Source organism: Leifsonia sp. TF02-11, from assembly GCF_017565305.1.
GTDB lineage: Bacteria > Actinomycetota > Actinomycetes > Actinomycetales > Microbacteriaceae > Leifsonia.
Map to the genome: position 1 here is coordinate 80,659 of NZ_JAGEKP010000007.1, position 16,019 is coordinate 96,677.

The window sequence follows — 16,019 nt, forward strand, 5'->3', positions numbered from 1 at the left end:
TTGTGTCCTTGGTCGGTGGAAGATCTCGAACGATCTGAGCAGATTCAATCAGAAATGAGCAGATGATGGAAGTTCTTGACTAATTGAGCTTGTTTGATGAATACTGCCTGAAACAAAGTGGCGCAGCGCAGCACCGCGTGTCGCCTCGATCACAAAAGGAGATCGCAGCGTGAAACTCAGTAGGAAGAGGGCACTCGCCCTCGTCGGGGTGGCCGTCACCTCGGCGCTGGCACTCGCCGGGTGCTCCGGGTTCGGTGGAGGTTCCGGTGGCGACGCGGCCACCGGATCGCTCACCTTCACCACCTGGGCGAGCAAAGCCGAGCAGGATTCGTTCACGAAGCTCATCAAGCAGTTCGAATCCGAGCACAAGGGCGCCACGATCAAGCTCAACGTCGTGCCGTACGAGCAGATGTTCTCGAACATCGACGCTCAGCTCTCCTCGGGCGCGGCGCCCGACGTGTTCCGGGTCGACTACGGCAACCTCGGCGTCTACTCGAGCCAGGACCAGCTCCTCGACCTCAGCTCGTACTTCACGAAGAGCGAGATCGCCCAGTTCCAGCCGGCGATGTGGCAGGCCGTCTCGTACGACGGCAAGCCGTACGGCGTCCCCCACCAGACCGACGTCTCTGCGCTCCTGGTGAACAAGGACATGCTGAAGCAGGCCGGCATCGACCCGAGCTCGCTCCCGAAGACCCAGGCCGACGCCTGGACCTGGGACCAGTTCGCCGCCGTCGCCGCCAAGCTGCGCGCCGCGCTGCCCGCGGACAAGTACCCGTTCGTCTACAACTGGCAGCAGGCCGGCGCCGCCCGCTGGCTGAGCTGGCTCTTCCAGGCCGACGGAAAGCTCATCGGCGCGGACGGCAAGACGCCGGAGATCGACTCGGCCGCCGGCACCAAGGCGCTCGATTTCACCAAGAGCTTCTTCCAGAAGAACTGGGTCCCGCCGACGAGCTCGGTCAAGTCGGCGACCTACGCCGACTCGCTGTTCTCCGAGGGCACCGCTGCGATGGGCTTCCTCGGCTCGTTCCTGGTCCCGGACATGGCGAGCCTCGCCAAGTTCGACTGGACGGCCATCCCGATGCCGAAGGATGCGCGCGGCGCCACCGACCTCGGAGGTAACGCCCTGGTGGCGACCAAGGCGACGAAGAACCCGAAGCTGGCGGCCGAGTTCCTGAAGTTCATGGTCCAGGCCGACAGCATGTCAACCTTCTGCGCGGCGACGAACGAGTTGCCCACACGCACCGACCTGAGCGGCGACAAAGTCAAGTACGACATCCGCCCCGACGTGATGCCCGTGTTCGTCGATCAGGCCTCCACCATCGAGCCGAGCGACGTCAAGCAGGTCACGTCCCCGGCGATGGCGGCCATCAACACCGCCCTCCAGGATCAGCTGGATGCCGCGTTCATCGGCGGCCAGTCGACGAAGGACACGCTGACCAAGCTCTCCGACGCAGTGAAGGAAGCAACGAAGTAATGTCCACTCTGACCGCCCGCGGACGGCGCGACACCATCGAGTCGCGTCGTCCCCGGGCGGCGCGCCGCGCCGCCCGCATCAAGGAATCGCTCGTCGGCTGGGGGTTCCTCGGGCCGAACCTCGTGCTGATGGCGACGTTCCTGTTCCTCCCGATCCTGTGGGCGCTGCAGCTGTCGTTCCAGGAGACGAAGGGGTTCGGCACACCGCAGTGGGTCGGCTGGGACAACTACGTGCGCCTGATCACCGACCCGGTCTTCTGGCAGAGCATGTGGAACACCATCGTGTTCACCGTGCTGACCGTGCCGATCGACCTGGCCGCCGGGCTCGGTCTGGCGGTGCTGCTCAACTCGGTGCTCCCCGCTCGCGGCGTGTTCCGTACCGTCATCGTGCTCCCGATGGTCATCTCGGGCGTCGCCTCCGGCATGATCGCGATGATCCTGTTCTACGAGTCGAGCGGACTCATCAACAAGATCCTGAGCGCGCTGGGCCTCAGCCCGGTCGCCTGGCAGTCGCAGGGCGCCCCCGCGATGATCTCCGTGGTCATCGTCGCCATCTGGCTGCGCGTCGGCTTCAACATGATCATCTACCTGGCCGGACTGCAGTCCATCTCTCCTGAGCTGTACGAGGCCGCGCGCATCGACGGCGCCAGCAAGTGGCAGCAGTTCCGGAGCGTGACCGTGCCGCTGGTGGGCCCGTCCACGTTCTTCCTGCTGATCATGAACGTCATCGCGTCGTTCCAGGTGTTCGACCTGATCTTCGTGATGACGGGCGGAGGCCCGGGCAACTCGACCTCGGTGCTCGTCACCTACGCCTATCGCAACGGCTTCCAGATCCGGGAGCAGGGCTACGGCGCGGCGATCGGCATCGTCATCCTGCTCATCACGCTCGTCTTCACGTTCGTCCAGTGGAAGACCAGCCGGACCCGCGACCTGGTCGAGTAAGAGGAACCCCCATGACACAGACCTCAGGAACCCTGCTCGAGATCGCCGACGCGGCCGGCCGCGCCCCGCGGCCGGGCCGCAGACGCTCGCCCGACGAGGGCCGCCGCGGCATGGCCTGGCGCGTCCTCGTGGCCGTCGTGGTCTCGGTGATCGTCATCTTCCCCCTGTACTGGATGTGCGTCGTCGCGTTCTCGCCGCGGGGCGAGGTGTTCGAGCCCGGCCTCCACCTCGTTCCGAGCACCTTCACCCTGGAGAACTTCCAGAACGTGCTCACCCAGTACCCGGTCGTCACCTGGTTCGGCAACTCGGTCGTGATCGGCGTGTTCGTGACCGTGTTCACCGTGGTCGTGAACCTGCTCGCCGGCTACGCCTTCGCCCGCCTCCGCTTCCGCGGCCGCAACGCAGTCTTCCTGTTGGCCCTCGCCACCATGATGATCCCGGTGCAGGCGATCATGGTCGCGCAGTTCAAGCTCACCGTCGGCCTCGGCATCTTCGGGACCTACTGGGGTGTCATCCTGCCCGGTGCGGCCGCGGCCTTCGGGATCTTCCTCGCCCGCCAGTTCTTCATCGGCATCCCGGACGAGATCGTGGAGGCGGCGCGCATCGACGGCGCCGGCCACATCCGGATCTTCCTGCAGGTCGTCCTCCCGCTCTGCAAGCCCTTGATCGCCGTGCTCACGCTGCTCACGCTGCTCGGCAGCTGGAACGACTTCGCGTGGCCGCTGATCGCCCTGAAGGACAACGACCTCTTCACACTGCCGATCGGGATGCTCTACCTGAAGAACCAGACCGCACCGGACTACAACTCGATCATGGCCCTCGCCCTGATCTCGGTTCTGCCGATGGTGATCCTCTTCCTCGCGTTCCAGCGCTACTTCGTCCAGGGCTTCGCCCGAACAGGAATCAAATGACCCTCACCTACCTCTCGACCCTCGCGCTGCCGGACTCGTGGTTCGCGGAGCTCCGCGCCCGCCTGCCGGAGGTCGACGTGCACCGGCTGACGCCGCGGGAAGCGGCGGCGGCGTCTCCGGACCTCCTGGCGCGCGTCGACCTGCTGCACACCACGGAGTGGTTCCCCGAGCCCGAGCAGACGCCGGCGCTGCGCTGCGTCCAGCTCGACACCTCGGGCGTCGACCACGTACGCGGTACCCGGCTCTGGGACAGCGGCGTGGCGATCGCGACCCTCGGCGGCATCGCGCCGGTGCCGATGGCCGAGTACGCGCTGATGGCCGTGCTCGAGCTCGCGCACCGCATGCCGCTCATCCAGCAGCACAGGAAGGACCGCAGCTGGCCGTCGAACGCCGACCGGCTGGCGTCGCTCACGCCGCGACAGCTGCCGGGCGCGACGCTCGGGATCGTCGGCTACGGCCGCATCGGGCGCGAGATCGCCCGCCTCGCGAACGCCTTCGGCATGGAGGTCGTCGGTCTCAGCCGCACCGGCCGTCCCGTCGCCGGCGACGCCAAGTTCGACACCGGCCGGCGCGCTGCGACCGAGGACCCGACCGAGATCCTGCCGATGGAGCGGCTGGACGAGGTGATGCGCCGAAGCGACGTGCTCGTCGTGGTGGTCCCGCTCACCGAGCTCACCCGTGACATGATCGGGGCTGAGCAGCTGGACCTGCTCCCGGCCGGAGCGCTCGTGGTCAACATCGCGCGTGGCGGCATCGTGGACGAGTCCGCCCTGCTTGAGCGGTTGCGCGACGGACGGATCGGGGGTGTGGCGGTGGACGTCTTCGACGACGAGCCGCTGCCGCCGAGCTCGCCGTGGTGGTCGGAGTCCGGAGCTCTCGTCACCCCGCACGTCGCCGGGCTCGCACCGCAGTACCATGCCCAGACCCTCGACCTGGTGGTCGAGAACCTGACCAGGCTCGCCGAGGGGCGGCCGATCGTGAATGAGGTGGATCGTGTCTCAGGCTACTGAACCCCTGCTCGGACCGAAGAGGCAGCGCGAGCTGCTCAACTACATCCGGGCCTACGGGACGGGCTCCGTGACTGAGATGGCCCGGCTCCTCGGGGTGAGCACGTCCACGGTCCGGCGCGACCTCAACGACCTGCAGGACCGCGGGCTGATCGAGCGCGTCCACGGGGGCGCAGCCCCGCTGACCGACGACGTCGAGCCGCTGCGCCCGCTGCGGGAGGTCGCCTTCGCCGCCGAGAAACGCCGGATCGGCGAGGCCGCCGCCGCGCATGTCTCCGACAACTCGACCATCCTGGTCACCGGAGGCACGACGACGGAGGCCATGCTGCCGTTCCTCGGTACGGTGCGCGGCCTCACGGTCGTGACCAACAGCCTCATGGTCGTGAACCGGCTGGCCCAGTACTCCGACATCGAGATCATCGTGCTCGGCGGGCTGCTCCGCCGACAGGAGATGAGTCTCCTGGGGCACCTCACGATCGCCGGGCTCGGCGAGTTCGGCATCGACCAGGTCTACTCGGGCGCCTTCGGCATCGACCCGGAGATCGGCGTCACGGGGACCAACCTCAGCGAGACCCAGACCGACCGCTCGCTGGCGTCGTCGGCCCCGCAGCTGATCATGCTCGCCGACCACAGCAAGCTCGCGCAGCGCGGCCCCGCGCGTCTCGTCCCGATCACCGCCATCGACACGCTCATCGTCGACGACGGTGCGGACGGGGAGACCGTGGAGCGATTCCGGGCGGCGGGCGTCACGGTCGAGACATGCTGAGCGGACCTGGCGAGCTGCTCGGCTCCGGGCTTCCCGCCGTCGTCGCCTGCAACGTCATCACTCTGGAGTTCGCCGAGGGCATCGTCCGCGGCGCAGAGGAGGCGGCCCTCCCGGTGCTCCTCTCGGTGAGTCACAACGCGATCCGCTTCCACGGGGGCCTCGCGCCGCTCGCGGCGGCGTGCGGTGCGCTGGCTCGCCGGGCAGCGGTGCCGGTCGGGCTGCACCTCGATCACTGCGAGGACGGCGACCTCGTGCTGGAGGCCGCCGCCCTCGGCTTCACGTCCGCCATGTTCGACGCCTCGGCGCTGCCCTACGAGCAGAACGTCGCGGAGACCGCCCGCATCGCGCGGCTCGGCCGCGAGCGCGGCCTGTGGATGGAAGCCGAGCTCGGCGAGATCGGCGGCAAGGACGGCGCCCACGCCTTCGGCGTGCGCACCGATCCGGAGGACGCGGCTGCCTTCGCCACGGCGACCGGCGTCGACGGGCTCGCGGTCGCGGTCGGCACCTCGCACGCGATGCGGGAACGCACCGCGACCCCCGACCTCGACCTGATCGCGCGGATCGCCGCGGCCGTGCCGGTCCCGTTGGTGCTGCACGGTTCGTCCGGCGTGCCCGACGACGGAATCCGCGCAGCTGTGGCCGCCGGCATCCGCAAGGTCAACGTCGGCACGCAGCTCTCCGCCGCCTACTCCGGCGCCGTCGCCGCCGCGATCAGCGGGGCGGCGGACCCTCGACCGGCGATCGCTTCCGGGCGCGAGGCGATCGCCGCCACCGTCGAGCGACTGCTCGGGGTCGTCTCCACGCCCGTGGACGCCACCGTGCCCGCCGCACTCTGAAAGGAACCACCCGCATGTCAGCAACCGTCACCGGACCGAGCACGCACGAGGGCGAGCCGACGCCGGCCGCCCTGCTCGCCGCCGACGACATCGTCGGACTGATGCGCGCCTGCCACGACCGTCGGCTGGAGCGCGAGGGCATCCCCATGGTCCTCGGCATCGCCGACGAGCGCGGCGCGCTCCCGGTCGCATCCTCCGGCGCCCAGCTGGACGAGGGTCGGGCGTTCGCCGACGTCTTCGACCGGTACTCCGCCGCCCTCGTCCCGTGGGCGCGCGACGACGACGAGGGCGCGGTCATCACCGCGATGCAGGTCCTCGCGTTCACCCACTTCACGCCGGGTGCGGCGCCGATCACCGAAGGAGACGCCCGATGACCCGGCCGTCGTTCACCGCGCAGCGCGAACAGCTGAGCAGAGGCCACTTCATCCGGGTGGTCAACTACCACTCCACGCCGCGCGTCGCGCGCGACGAGCTCGCCAGGGAGCTCGCGGGATTCGCCCGCGACTACGCCACCGTGACCCTGGACGACCTCGACCGCTTCTTCGAGACGGGGGAGTGGCACAAGGACAAGCCGGGCCTGATCCCGGTGTTCTACGAGGGGTACCGCAACTCGGCGACGGTCGCCGCCCCGCTCTGCGACGAACTCGGGATCACCGGCTGGTTCCCGATCGCGACCTCCTTCGTCGACTGCGATGTCGAGCACCAGGAGGCCTTCGCACGCGCGCACTGGATCTCGCTGGTCGAGGAGGACGCCCAGGGCGGTCGCATCGCGATGGACTGGGACGAAGTGGCCGAGCTGAGCCGCCGCCATGTCGTGTTCCCGCACACCGCGCACCACGAGGGATTCGACACCGTGCTCTCGGACGAGGACATCGTGCGCGAGGTCGTCGACTCCAAGCGGCAGCTGGAGGCCGTGACCGGGCAGGAGGCGCCCGCCTTCGTCTGGCTGCACGGCTCCTCGTACGGACAGAGCCCGCGGCACGATGCCGCCGTGAAGGCCGCCGGGTACCGGTATCAGTTCGCCAACACGATGATCCACCGGGTGAACTGACACTCGACACCGGTAGAGGCCGCTGGATCCGATGGTCCGGCGGCCTCCGGTGGCCCTGGCCTCAGTGCACGGGAGCGCCGACCCCGAGGTGGCGCAGGGCGCCCTCCCGGTCGCGCCAGGTCAACTCGATGGTTCCGCCGGCACGGTCAGAGCGGGAGGCCCGTGCGGACCCCGGCACGATGTCCCCCTCGGAGACACCCTTCGCCACGAGAAGGGCGGCGGCCTGCGTGCCGGCGTCGAGGTCCGGGCCGTTGTCGGCAGCGGTCCACACGCGGTCGGGATAGCCCTCGGATCCGGAGGCGATAACCCGCACTCCCTCTTCGCCGTCCATCGTCACTGTGAGCCGGCCAGCGGCGTGCACCGCCTCGAAGCGCTCGACACCGTCGGCGACGTGCCCGGCGCGGCACTGGAACCCGGGACCGGGCGACCAGTACCAGCTCTCCAGCACCCCGTCCGCGCGCAGCGCGAGCACCTCCAGGTGGTCCGGCCCGAGCGTCGACTGCAGGATCTGCGCCTGGCGGTAGCCGGCGCCCCGCGCGAACGCTAGGCCGGCGCTCCACGTGCCGGGCGGGACCTCCGGCGTCTCCAGCGGATCGGTCGCGAGGTCGGAGTTGAACCAGAAGACCCAGAGGCCGTCCCGCGCGTCGCAGGTGACGAGCTCGAGGTTTCCGCGGGCGCCGTAGACACCCTGGGCGAGGGACGCGGGGCCGGTCGTGGACCGTTCGCGCCCGACCGTCGTAATCGTTTCTGAAAGCATCTGCTTATTCTTGCTCATTTCTGACTGTTTGTGACAGTATGGACGAGCATCCAGCCCCGAAGGAGAGATATGAGAATCGCACGAGCCCGCATCCAGGGAACGGCCCGCACCGTCGTCGAGCAGGACGGCGTCGCCCGTGTCGCTCCCGAGGGCGTCGGAGTGCTGGACGCGATCGAGCGCGGCGCCTCCGCCGACTGGCCGACCGTCGACCGGGAGGGCCTCGACCTCGCGGCTCCCGTCGACCGCCCAGGCAAGATGATCGCCGTCGGCCTCAACTACGCCGACCACACCAGCGAGACCGGCTTCACCCAGCCGGAGCGCCCGCTGACGTTCGCGAAGTACACCACGTCGATCACCGGCCCGTACGACGACATCGTGGTTCCCGCCCACCTCACGGAGCAGGTCGACTACGAGGCGGAGCTCACGCTCCTCATCGGCCGCCGCTGCGGCGGTGCGACCCCCGCGACGATCGACGACGTCGCCGGCTACACCGTCGCCAACGACGTCTCGGCCCGCGACGTGCAGTTCGCCGACGTGCAGTGGAGCCGTGGCAAGTCGTTCGACAGCTTCACGCCGCTCGGCCCATGGCTGGTCACGCCCGACGAGTTCGGCGCACAGGCCGGTCACCGCATCCACACCTCCGTCAACGGCGAGGTGCTGCAGGACGACGACACCGGCGGGATGATCTTCGACATCCCGGCCATCCTCGCGTTCGTCTCCGACGGCGTGACCCTGGAGCCCGGCGACCTCATCCTCACCGGCACCCCGGCCGGCGCTGGCGCGTTCCGCGTCCCCGCGCGTTACCTTCAGGACGGCGACCTGGTCGTCTGCGGCGTCGAGGGAATCGGCGAGCTGCGCAACCGCGTCGTTCGCCGGGCGACCGCGGCGGCCTGAGCCGGCGGAACGACAGAGCGCGAAGAGGAGAACAGTATGACCAGCACCGACCGCGTCCTCGTCCTCATCGGGGCCGGGTCCGCCGTCTTCACCCGCGGGCTGCTCGCCGACCTGATCGGTGCGGACGACCTCGGCTCCTGGGAGATCCGCCTCGTCGACGTCGACCCGGTCGCGCTCGACGTGGCGACCCGCCTCGCGCAGGCCATGGTCGAGGCGCGCGGCGTCGGCGAGACCATCCGCGTGACCAGAAGCACCGACCGCCGTGCGGTACTCGCCGGGGCCGACTTCGTGGTCACTTGCGTCGGAGTCGGCGGACGGCCGGCGTGGCAGCGCGACCACGAGATCGTCCAGCGCCACGGCATCCACCAGCCGGTCGGCGACTCGATCATGCCGGGAGGCATCTCCCGCCTCCTGCGCACGACACCCGTTCTCGTCGAGATCGCGCGCGACATCGCCGAGCTCGCGCCGGAGGCGTTCTTCTTCAACTACTCGAACCCGATGACCGCGAACGTGCAGGCCATCCATCAGGAGACCGGGCTCGACGTGGTCGGCCTCTGTCACGGGATGCACCACATCCAGCGCGAGCTGGCACAGCTGATCGACGTGCCCTTCGAGCGCACCTCGACCCTGTACGCGGGCATCAACCACCTCACGTTCATCTACGACTTCCGGCTCGACGGGCGGGACGCGTGGCCGCTCATCCGCGAGCGCGTCGACCGCGAGCTGGGCGAGGCGCCGGACCCCGCCGACATCGGGAACATCTTCTACGACACCCCGACTGCCTGGCACAACCCGTTCGCCTGGGAGCTGTTCCGGCGCTACGGCGCGTTCGCCGCCGCGGGCGACCGGCACGTCGTGGAGTTCTTCCCCGAGCGGTTCGCGGGCGGCGACTACTACGGCAAGAAGCTCGGCGTCGACGCGTTCTCGCTGCCCGAGATCCTGGAGTGGGGCGAGGACCGGTATCAGGGCATGAAGCGCCAGGCTCTCGGCCAGGAGCCGCTCGACCGGAGCATCTTCGAGCGCAGCGGCGGCGAGCAGGAGCAGCTGATCGCGATCATCCGCTCGATCACATTCGACTCGCGCGCGATGTTCAGCTGCAACGTCGTCAACCGCGGGCTCGTCCCCGGGCTGCCCGACTGGTCCGCCGTGGAGATCCCCGGCGTCGCGACCGCGCGCGGCATCCGGCCGATCGAGGTCCCCGACCTCGGCAAGCCGCTGACCGCGATCCTCGCCCGCCGGCTCAGCTCCGTCGACATCGCCGTCGAGGCCGCCCTGACCGGAGACCGCGACCTCGTCGTCGAGGCGATGATCGCCGACGGCGCCGTCGTCGACGTCGACCGCGCGGCAGCGCTCACCGACGACCTCCTCGCCGAGCAGGCGCGGTTCCTCCCGAGGTTCGCATGAGCGCCCGCAACCTCGGCAAGGAGGAGCGCGAGGCCGAGGCGCGCGCAGGGGGGGCACCGCTGCGCAGCCAGGCCTGGTTCGGCGCCGAGGGCAAGACCGGGTTCATGCACCGCTCGTGGATGCGGAGCGAGGGACTCCCCGACGACACGTTCCGCGGCCGGCCGGTGATCGGGATCGCGAACTCGTGGAGCGAGCTCACCAGCTGCAACATCCACCTGCGCGCGCTCGCCGACCACGTCAAGCGCGGCATCTGGCAGGCGGGCGGCGTGCCCTTCGAGTTCCCGACGACCTCGGCGGGGGAACCACTCGTGCGGCCTACGGCGATGCTGCTGCGCAACCTCATCGCGATGGACCTCGAGGAGACGCTGCGCGCCAACCCGCTCGACGGCGTCGTGCTCCTGGCGGGCTGTGACAAGACCACCCCTGCCTACCTGATGGGCGCCGCCTCGGTCGACCTCCCCACACTGCTGATGACCGGCGGCCCCATGCTGAACGGCAAGTACCGCGGCCAGGACATCGGTTCCGGCACCTCGGTGTGGCGGTTCACCGAGGCGTACCGGGCCGGCACCATCTCGGCGGAGGAAGTCGCGGAGGCCGAAGGCTGCATGGCGCGCAGCCAGGGCCACTGCATGACGATGGGAACGGCGTCGACGCTCGCGTGCGTCTCGGAGTACATGGGGATGCAGCTGCCGGGCACCGCCGCGCTGCCCGCCAACGACTCCCGTCGCGCGACGGCAGCGCATCTGGCGGGCCGGCGCATCGTCGAGATGGTCGAGGAGGATCTGCGCCCCTCGCGCATCCTCACGCGCGAGGCGTTCGAGAACGGCGTGCGCGCGAACGCGGCGCTCGGCGGTTCGACCAACGCGGTGATCCACCTCCTCGCGCTTGCGCGCCGGGTCGGCGTCGAGCTGACGCTGGACGACTTCGACACGCTCGTCCGCGATGTCCCGGTGATCGCCGACCTGATGCCGAGCGGCCGGTTCCTGATGGAGGACTTCGAGTACGGCGGCGGCACGGCGGGCTTCGCCGAGACCCTCGGCGACCTGCTGCACCGCGACACCCTGACCGTGACCGGAGCGACCCTCGGCGAGAACTACGCCGGCGCGCAGGTCTACGACCGCGAGGTCATCCGCCCGCTCGACAACCCCGTCAAGCCGGCGGGCTCGGGCATCGCCGTGCTGAAGGGCAACCTCGCCCCTCGCGGTGCGGTCATCAAGCAGTCGGCGGCCTCACCGTCGCTCATGGTGCACCGGGGCAGGGCGCTGGTCTGGGACTCGCTGCCCGAGTACCTGCGCGACGCCGACGACCCCGACCTCGACGTGACGCCCGACGACATCCTCGTCGTGCGGAACGTCGGCCCGAAGGGCTACCCGGGGATGCCGGAGGTCGGCAACCTCCCGCTGCCGCGCAGCATCCTCGAGTCGGGGGTCGAGGACATGGTGCGCATCTCTGATGCCCGGATGAGCGGCACGTCGTACGGCACTGTCGTCCTCCATGTCGTCCCGGAGGCGGCCGCCGGCGGTCCGCTCGCGCTCGTGCGCACCGGCGACATCATCAGCCTGGACGTGCCCGCCCGTTCGCTGGCCGTCGAGGTTGACGACGCCGAGCTCGAGCGGCGGCGGGGCGAATGGACCGAACCGCAGGTGCCGGGCAGCGACCGCGGCTGGGTGCGCCTGTACCGTGAGCATGTGACCCAGGCCGACGAGGGGCTCGACCTCGACTTCCTCCAGGGCGCCAGCGGCGCCGCCGTCGCCCCGCAGGCGTTCTGACCGATGGGTCGGCGAACGCTCGTCATCGGCGCCTCTGGCATCCTTGCGCCGCTCGCGGCCGCGCTCGCGGCAGCGGGAGACGAAGTCACCGGCGTCGCCCGCACCCGGAGCGCCCCGCCCGGCGTCGCCACGGTACTGGTCGACGCCGGGTCGCCCGACGCGCTGCGGTCGGCGCTGGGCGGAGGCGACTGGGAGTGCGCGGTTGTCTATGCGCCTGCGGTGTCCGCGGATTCGCTCGCAGCCGTGGCCGCTCTCGTGTCCGGCCGCACGGTGGTCGTGCGGACCTCGGCGTCGGCCGACCCCGCCCGCGGCCCGCTGCGAATCCCCGACGACACCCTCCAGCTCGGCTGGACGTCGGCTCCGGACGGCGGGACGCGCTGGCACAGCCCGGAGGAGGTCTCGGCGGCGGCGCTGCTGGTGCTCGCGGACGGTGACGGACGGGTGCTCGGTCGCGTGCGGCCGTGGGACGAGCGGCCGTGATCCTGGTCCTCGCTCTCTCGCCGAGCCTCGATGTGACCTACGAGCTCCCGGTGCTGCGCCGCAACACCGTCAACCGGGTCGGCGCCGTGACGCGCGTGCCGGGAGGCAAGGCGCTGAATGCCGCGCGGGTCGCGGCGTCGCTCGGCGCGGAGGTGGAGGTCGTCGTGCCGCTGGGCGGCGCGTCCGGCGCCTGGATCTCGGGCGCGCTGCGTGACGAGGGGATCGCCGCGACCGTCATTCCGGTCGGCACAGAGACGCGCACCTGCGTCGCGGTGGTGGAGGACGACGGTGCGGCCAGCTCGACCGACCTGTACGAGGCCGCGGCGCCGCTCGACGTCGACGCCTGGTCGGCTCTTGCCGCGGCGGTGCTCGACACGGTGGCGAGACGCCGGCCGACGTGGCTCCTCCTCTCCGGTTCGCTGCCGGAGGGCGCCCGGCCCGCCGCGGTCGCCGAGCTGCTCGGCAGAGCGCGGTCCGCGGGCGTGCTCACCGCCGTGGACTCCTCGGGGGAGGGCCTGCGAGCGCTGGCCCCGGTCGCCGACCTGATCAAGGTCAACCGGGCGGAGGCCGCCGAGCTTCTCGACCGCGACCGCTCTCCGCAGGAGGCCGCGCGTGCGCTCGCCGGTCGCTGGGCCTGCGACGCCGTCGTCACCGACGGTGTCCGCCCCGGTGGAGCGGTCGCCGGCGGCGTCGCCCTCCCGGTCCGGGCACCATCGCGTGCCGGGCGGTTCCCGGCGGGGAGCGGAGACGCGTTCCTCGGAGCGCTCGTGGCCGCGCTGCTCGCCGGCGGGGATGCGGCCGTGGCACTGGCCGCGGCCGCAGCCGCAGCGGAGGCGAACGCACGCGTGCCGGGCGCAGGGGTGCTCGACCCGCTCCCCGCCGGCTGAGCAGAACGGTCGATGGCTACCTCAGCGTCATCGTCTCCATCGACAAGTAGGTCTTCGCCGCCCACGACGCCGGATCGTCCGCGAAGTGCCGGCGGAGTGCGCCGCCGCGCAACGCGTTGTCGATCGACATCATGATCATCGACTGGTCGAGCACCAGGCGGCGATGGCCGATCGAGCCGGTGACGGGGTTCACGGCGTCGAAGAATCCGCCATCGGAGCTGTAGACGCCCGGGTAGAGCGCGCGCAGCTTCGCGATGTTGGCGTAGGAGTCCTGCGGCAGCACACCGAGGGTGGTGAAGGAGGCGTGCGGGGTGACCACGTCCTCCGCCGAGCAGGTCGGGCACTGGGCCAGCGCCTGACCGGTCGGGAACGTCCGCCCGGCTGCGCCGTAGACGCCGTAGCCGCCGGTGTCGTCTGCGGTGCTGGAGGGCGACATCCCCCAGACCGGGTAGCCGAGCGTCTGCGTCGCGTACTTCTCCTGCACCTGGGCCGTGCGCACGTCGGCCAGGCCGAAGCCGTTCTGCCCCCAGGTGGTCTCCGGGACGATCTCGTTGGCGAGGGTCGCCTCGAACATGCCGCCGCCCCAGGTGGGGAGGAACGTTAGGCTCGTTCCGGGATAGGTGTAGTGGCCCTCCCAGACGGTGAACACTTTCCCGCTCTGCGGGTCGGTGTACTTCTGCCAGTCACCGGCGACCGGCCACTGGCCCTGCCACGAGAAGTCGGGGTCGGTGCTGCACTGCTGCGGCGGGAGGGTGCGCCAGGTGCGCCACCACACGTCGCCGGGCATCTGGTGGAGGCCCATGCCGATGTACATCGCGATGCGCGGGTCGCTGTAGAGGGCGCCGTTGTGATACCCGGCCGGCCCCTGGCCGGCGTAATAGCCGCCGTACATCTGGCCGGTCGGCTGGTTGCCCGGGATGTCCGGGTTCGTGTTGCAGGCGGTCTGGGCCCGGTCGTCGTAGAAGATCGAGAAGTCCATCGGGGCGATCAGGGCGTCGATCTGCTTCCGCAGCTCCGGCAGCGCCTGGCGGGCGACCAGCAGGCCCGACGCGTACCAGCCGTTGTCGACGGCCGACAGGAACGAGCAGTTGTCCTGCTTTGGGGTCGTCTCCGTCGCGCAGTCCGCGGCGCCCGGGTTCAGGATGGAGTGGCCGGTGGCGGTGTCGTACCACTGGAACAGGAAGCCGTGCGACGAGCGCAGCGTGGCGACCCCGGTGAGCGTCGAGGAGACCAGGGCGCGTTCCTCCGGTCGTTTGATGATCCCGAGGTCGCCGGCCGACACAACGGCCTCCAGGTACACGCCGATGTTGGCGGCTGAGGTGTACGCGCCTCGCGTGGTGCCCGGCCCGAGGTTGTCGAGCGGCAGGTGGGTCGTGGGGTCCACGTCCTGTCGGTAGAAGTTCCAGGTGTCCCTGGCGACCTGCAGGAGGTCGGCCTTCTGGGCGGGGGTGAGCGGCGGTTGGGCGCTCATGCCCTGCATCCCAATGGTGCCGCCCGCGTCCGGCGCGGGTGCGACGGGCCCGGGCGTGGGCGCGGCGGTCGCGGCTTGAGCGGTGGCGAGCGAGCCGGCCACCAGGCCGAGTGCGACGGACAGTCGCAGGATCACGGTCGCCCGGCGGGTGTGCCGAGCGGGGCGGCGTCTGGTCATGAACGGTCTCCGTTTCGTGTCGACGTTGATCACTTCGCGGACCGTATGCGCATACATTCGATCGCGCAAGTGCCTGTTGATGACAGTGCGACTCAGACCTTACGCCAGGGCGTCCCGTGGTTGAGGGCTGCGAACCAGGCGGATCTCGCGCACACCGTCGTCCACCTTCTCGGTTCCGTCGGGGCGGAACCCCTGGCGGCGGTAGAAGGCCTGAGCACGGGGATTCGGGTCGGCGACCCACAGCATGGCTGCTTCGTCAGGTGCGAGCACCGCGTGGAGCAGGTCGGCTCCGAGGCCCGTTCCGTGCTCGGCGCCGAGCAGATAGAGCACGTACAGCTGGAGCGGACACGGAGCATCGTTCTCGAGAGAAGGGCCGGCAAGCGCGATTCCGACGATCGCGCCGTCCGCACTCTGCGCCACGGCGGCCCGGTTCCCCTCGAACCTCGGATCCGTGAGCATCGCCCTCCAGAACCGTTCCCTGGCCTCCACGAGACCGGGGCCATCCAGGACGGCGTCGCGCATCAATCCGCGATAGGTCTCCTGCCACGACCGGACATGAACCTGCGCCATCATCACCGCATCGCCCGCGGTCGCGGGGCGCACAGAACCGGTCATGCCGAGACTCTACGCGACTCGCGGGCTCGCGCCGCGGGCTCATAAGCTCGATACGTGATCGACCTGGCAGACGCGCACCGGCTCTGGGGCAGCTATCGTGCCGTCGCCCGCGACGCGCCGGCCGAGCTTCCCACGGTCGGTCCGTTCGGCGACACGCCGGAGCTCGCGGATGAGCTGCTCGCGCTCGTCCTCCTCGGCCGCAAACGGGCGACAGCGACACTCCTGGCGGAGTTCGCGGCCGAAGGAGACGAGCTGCCGCGGATCGGCGACCACTGGATCGTCACCGACTCGGTCGGTCGACCGCGCGTCATCCTGCGCACGATCGAGCTGCGCATCGGGCCGTTCCTCTCCGTCGATGCCGGGTTCGCGTTCGACGAGGGCGAGGACGACCGGACCCGGGCATCATGGGTCCGCGAGCACCGTCGATACTGGCAGCGCCAGTGCGCGCGACTCGGCCTCACCTGGTCCGAGGATGCTGACGTTCTCTTCGAGCGCTTCGAGGCGGTGTTTGCGGCTCCGCGCGTCTGAGCGACGGCGTTTCGCCCTGACGCTTTGGTGTGTATTGTTTGTGATCTTACG

Annotated in this window: 17 protein-coding genes; 14 read left to right on the forward strand and 3 right to left on the reverse strand. The window is 70.1% G+C overall.

The features are described from left to right. Positions 1-169 precede the first annotated feature (169 nt). Genes JNB50_RS10660 through JNB50_RS10695 form a run of 8 tightly spaced genes read left to right on the forward strand, consistent with a single transcriptional unit; the run spans position 170 to position 6,986 of the window. Positions 170-1,474: a sugar ABC transporter substrate-binding protein gene (locus JNB50_RS10660; RefSeq protein WP_208040114.1), complete on the forward strand. Its 1,305-nt coding sequence runs from the start codon at positions 170-172 to the stop codon at positions 1,472-1,474. Further along, positions 1,474-2,415 (forward strand): carbohydrate ABC transporter permease, encoded by a 942-nt coding sequence (locus JNB50_RS10665; RefSeq protein ID WP_208040115.1) that lies wholly within the window; start codon positions 1,474-1,476, stop codon positions 2,413-2,415. Before JNB50_RS10660 ends, JNB50_RS10665 begins: the two co-directional genes overlap by 1 nt. Before the next feature lie 11 nt (positions 2,416-2,426). After that, positions 2,427-3,326, forward strand: coding sequence for a carbohydrate ABC transporter permease (locus tag JNB50_RS10670; protein ID WP_208040116.1), 900 nt, complete (start codon positions 2,427-2,429; stop codon positions 3,324-3,326). Then, positions 3,323-4,336 (forward strand): D-2-hydroxyacid dehydrogenase, encoded by a 1,014-nt coding sequence (locus tag JNB50_RS10675; protein WP_208040117.1) that lies wholly within the window; start codon positions 3,323-3,325, stop codon positions 4,334-4,336. Before JNB50_RS10670 ends, JNB50_RS10675 begins: the two co-directional genes overlap by 4 nt. Continuing rightward, entirely contained in the window at positions 4,320-5,099 is a 780-nt protein-coding gene (locus tag JNB50_RS10680; protein ID WP_208040118.1) for a DeoR/GlpR family DNA-binding transcription regulator, read from the forward strand. Before JNB50_RS10675 ends, JNB50_RS10680 begins: the two co-directional genes overlap by 17 nt. Next, on the forward strand, positions 5,093-5,935 hold the full coding sequence (locus JNB50_RS10685; protein WP_208040119.1) for a class II fructose-bisphosphate aldolase: 843 nt from the start codon (positions 5,093-5,095) through the stop codon (positions 5,933-5,935). The genes JNB50_RS10680 and JNB50_RS10685 overlap by 7 nt, the downstream gene beginning before the upstream one ends. Positions 5,936-5,949: 14 nt before the next feature. Further along, entirely contained in the window at positions 5,950-6,309 is a 360-nt protein-coding gene (locus JNB50_RS10690; protein ID WP_208040120.1) for a hypothetical protein, read from the forward strand. Beyond that, on the forward strand, positions 6,306-6,986 hold the full coding sequence (locus JNB50_RS10695; RefSeq protein WP_208040121.1) for a polysaccharide deacetylase family protein: 681 nt from the start codon (positions 6,306-6,308) through the stop codon (positions 6,984-6,986). The genes JNB50_RS10690 and JNB50_RS10695 overlap by 4 nt, the downstream gene beginning before the upstream one ends. Positions 6,987-7,047: 61 nt before the next feature. Here JNB50_RS10695 and JNB50_RS10700 read toward each other — a convergent pair whose 3' ends face one another. After that, positions 7,048-7,743, reverse strand: a complete 696-nt coding sequence (locus JNB50_RS10700; protein WP_208040122.1) for a hypothetical protein — start codon at positions 7,741-7,743, stop codon at positions 7,048-7,050. Between the two features lie 69 nt (positions 7,744-7,812). On the opposite strand from JNB50_RS10700, the gene JNB50_RS10705 reads away from it, so the two are divergent. Genes JNB50_RS10705 through JNB50_RS10725 form a run of 5 tightly spaced genes read left to right on the forward strand, consistent with a single transcriptional unit; the run spans position 7,813 to position 13,177 of the window. Continuing rightward, complete coding sequence (locus tag JNB50_RS10705) at positions 7,813-8,637, forward strand: fumarylacetoacetate hydrolase family protein (RefSeq protein ID WP_208040123.1); 825 nt, start codon at positions 7,813-7,815, stop codon at positions 8,635-8,637. Positions 8,638-8,673: 36 nt separating this feature from the next. After that, complete coding sequence (locus JNB50_RS10710) at positions 8,674-10,041, forward strand: hypothetical protein (RefSeq protein WP_208040124.1); 1,368 nt, start codon at positions 8,674-8,676, stop codon at positions 10,039-10,041. Beyond that, positions 10,038-11,810, forward strand: coding sequence for an IlvD/Edd family dehydratase (locus JNB50_RS10715; RefSeq protein ID WP_208040125.1), 1,773 nt, complete (start codon positions 10,038-10,040; stop codon positions 11,808-11,810). Before JNB50_RS10710 ends, JNB50_RS10715 begins: the two co-directional genes overlap by 4 nt. 3 nt (positions 11,811-11,813) lie before the next feature. Beyond that, on the forward strand, positions 11,814-12,290 hold the full coding sequence (locus JNB50_RS10720; protein WP_208040126.1) for a hypothetical protein: 477 nt from the start codon (positions 11,814-11,816) through the stop codon (positions 12,288-12,290). Further along, a complete protein-coding gene (locus JNB50_RS10725; RefSeq protein ID WP_208040127.1) occupies positions 12,272-13,177 on the forward strand; it encodes a PfkB family carbohydrate kinase in 906 nt (301 codons plus the stop codon). The genes JNB50_RS10720 and JNB50_RS10725 overlap by 19 nt, the downstream gene beginning before the upstream one ends. Positions 13,178-13,193: 16 nt before the next feature. On the opposite strand, the gene JNB50_RS10730 is transcribed toward JNB50_RS10725, so the two are convergent. Further along, positions 13,194-14,825: a glucoamylase family protein gene (locus JNB50_RS10730; RefSeq protein WP_208040128.1), complete on the reverse strand. Its 1,632-nt coding sequence runs from the start codon at positions 14,823-14,825 to the stop codon at positions 13,194-13,196. Positions 14,826-14,924: 99 nt separating this feature from the next. After that, positions 14,925-15,440, reverse strand: coding sequence for a GNAT family N-acetyltransferase (locus JNB50_RS10735; RefSeq protein WP_208040129.1), 516 nt, complete (start codon positions 15,438-15,440; stop codon positions 14,925-14,927). A gap of 54 nt (positions 15,441-15,494) precedes the next feature. On the opposite strand from JNB50_RS10735, the gene JNB50_RS10740 reads away from it, so the two are divergent. Continuing rightward, positions 15,495-15,968 carry an ASCH domain-containing protein gene (locus tag JNB50_RS10740; RefSeq protein WP_208040130.1) on the forward strand — a complete coding sequence of 158 codons (474 nt, stop codon included), beginning with the start codon at positions 15,495-15,497 and terminating at the stop codon, positions 15,966-15,968. The last annotated feature ends 51 nt before the right edge of the window (positions 15,969-16,019 follow it).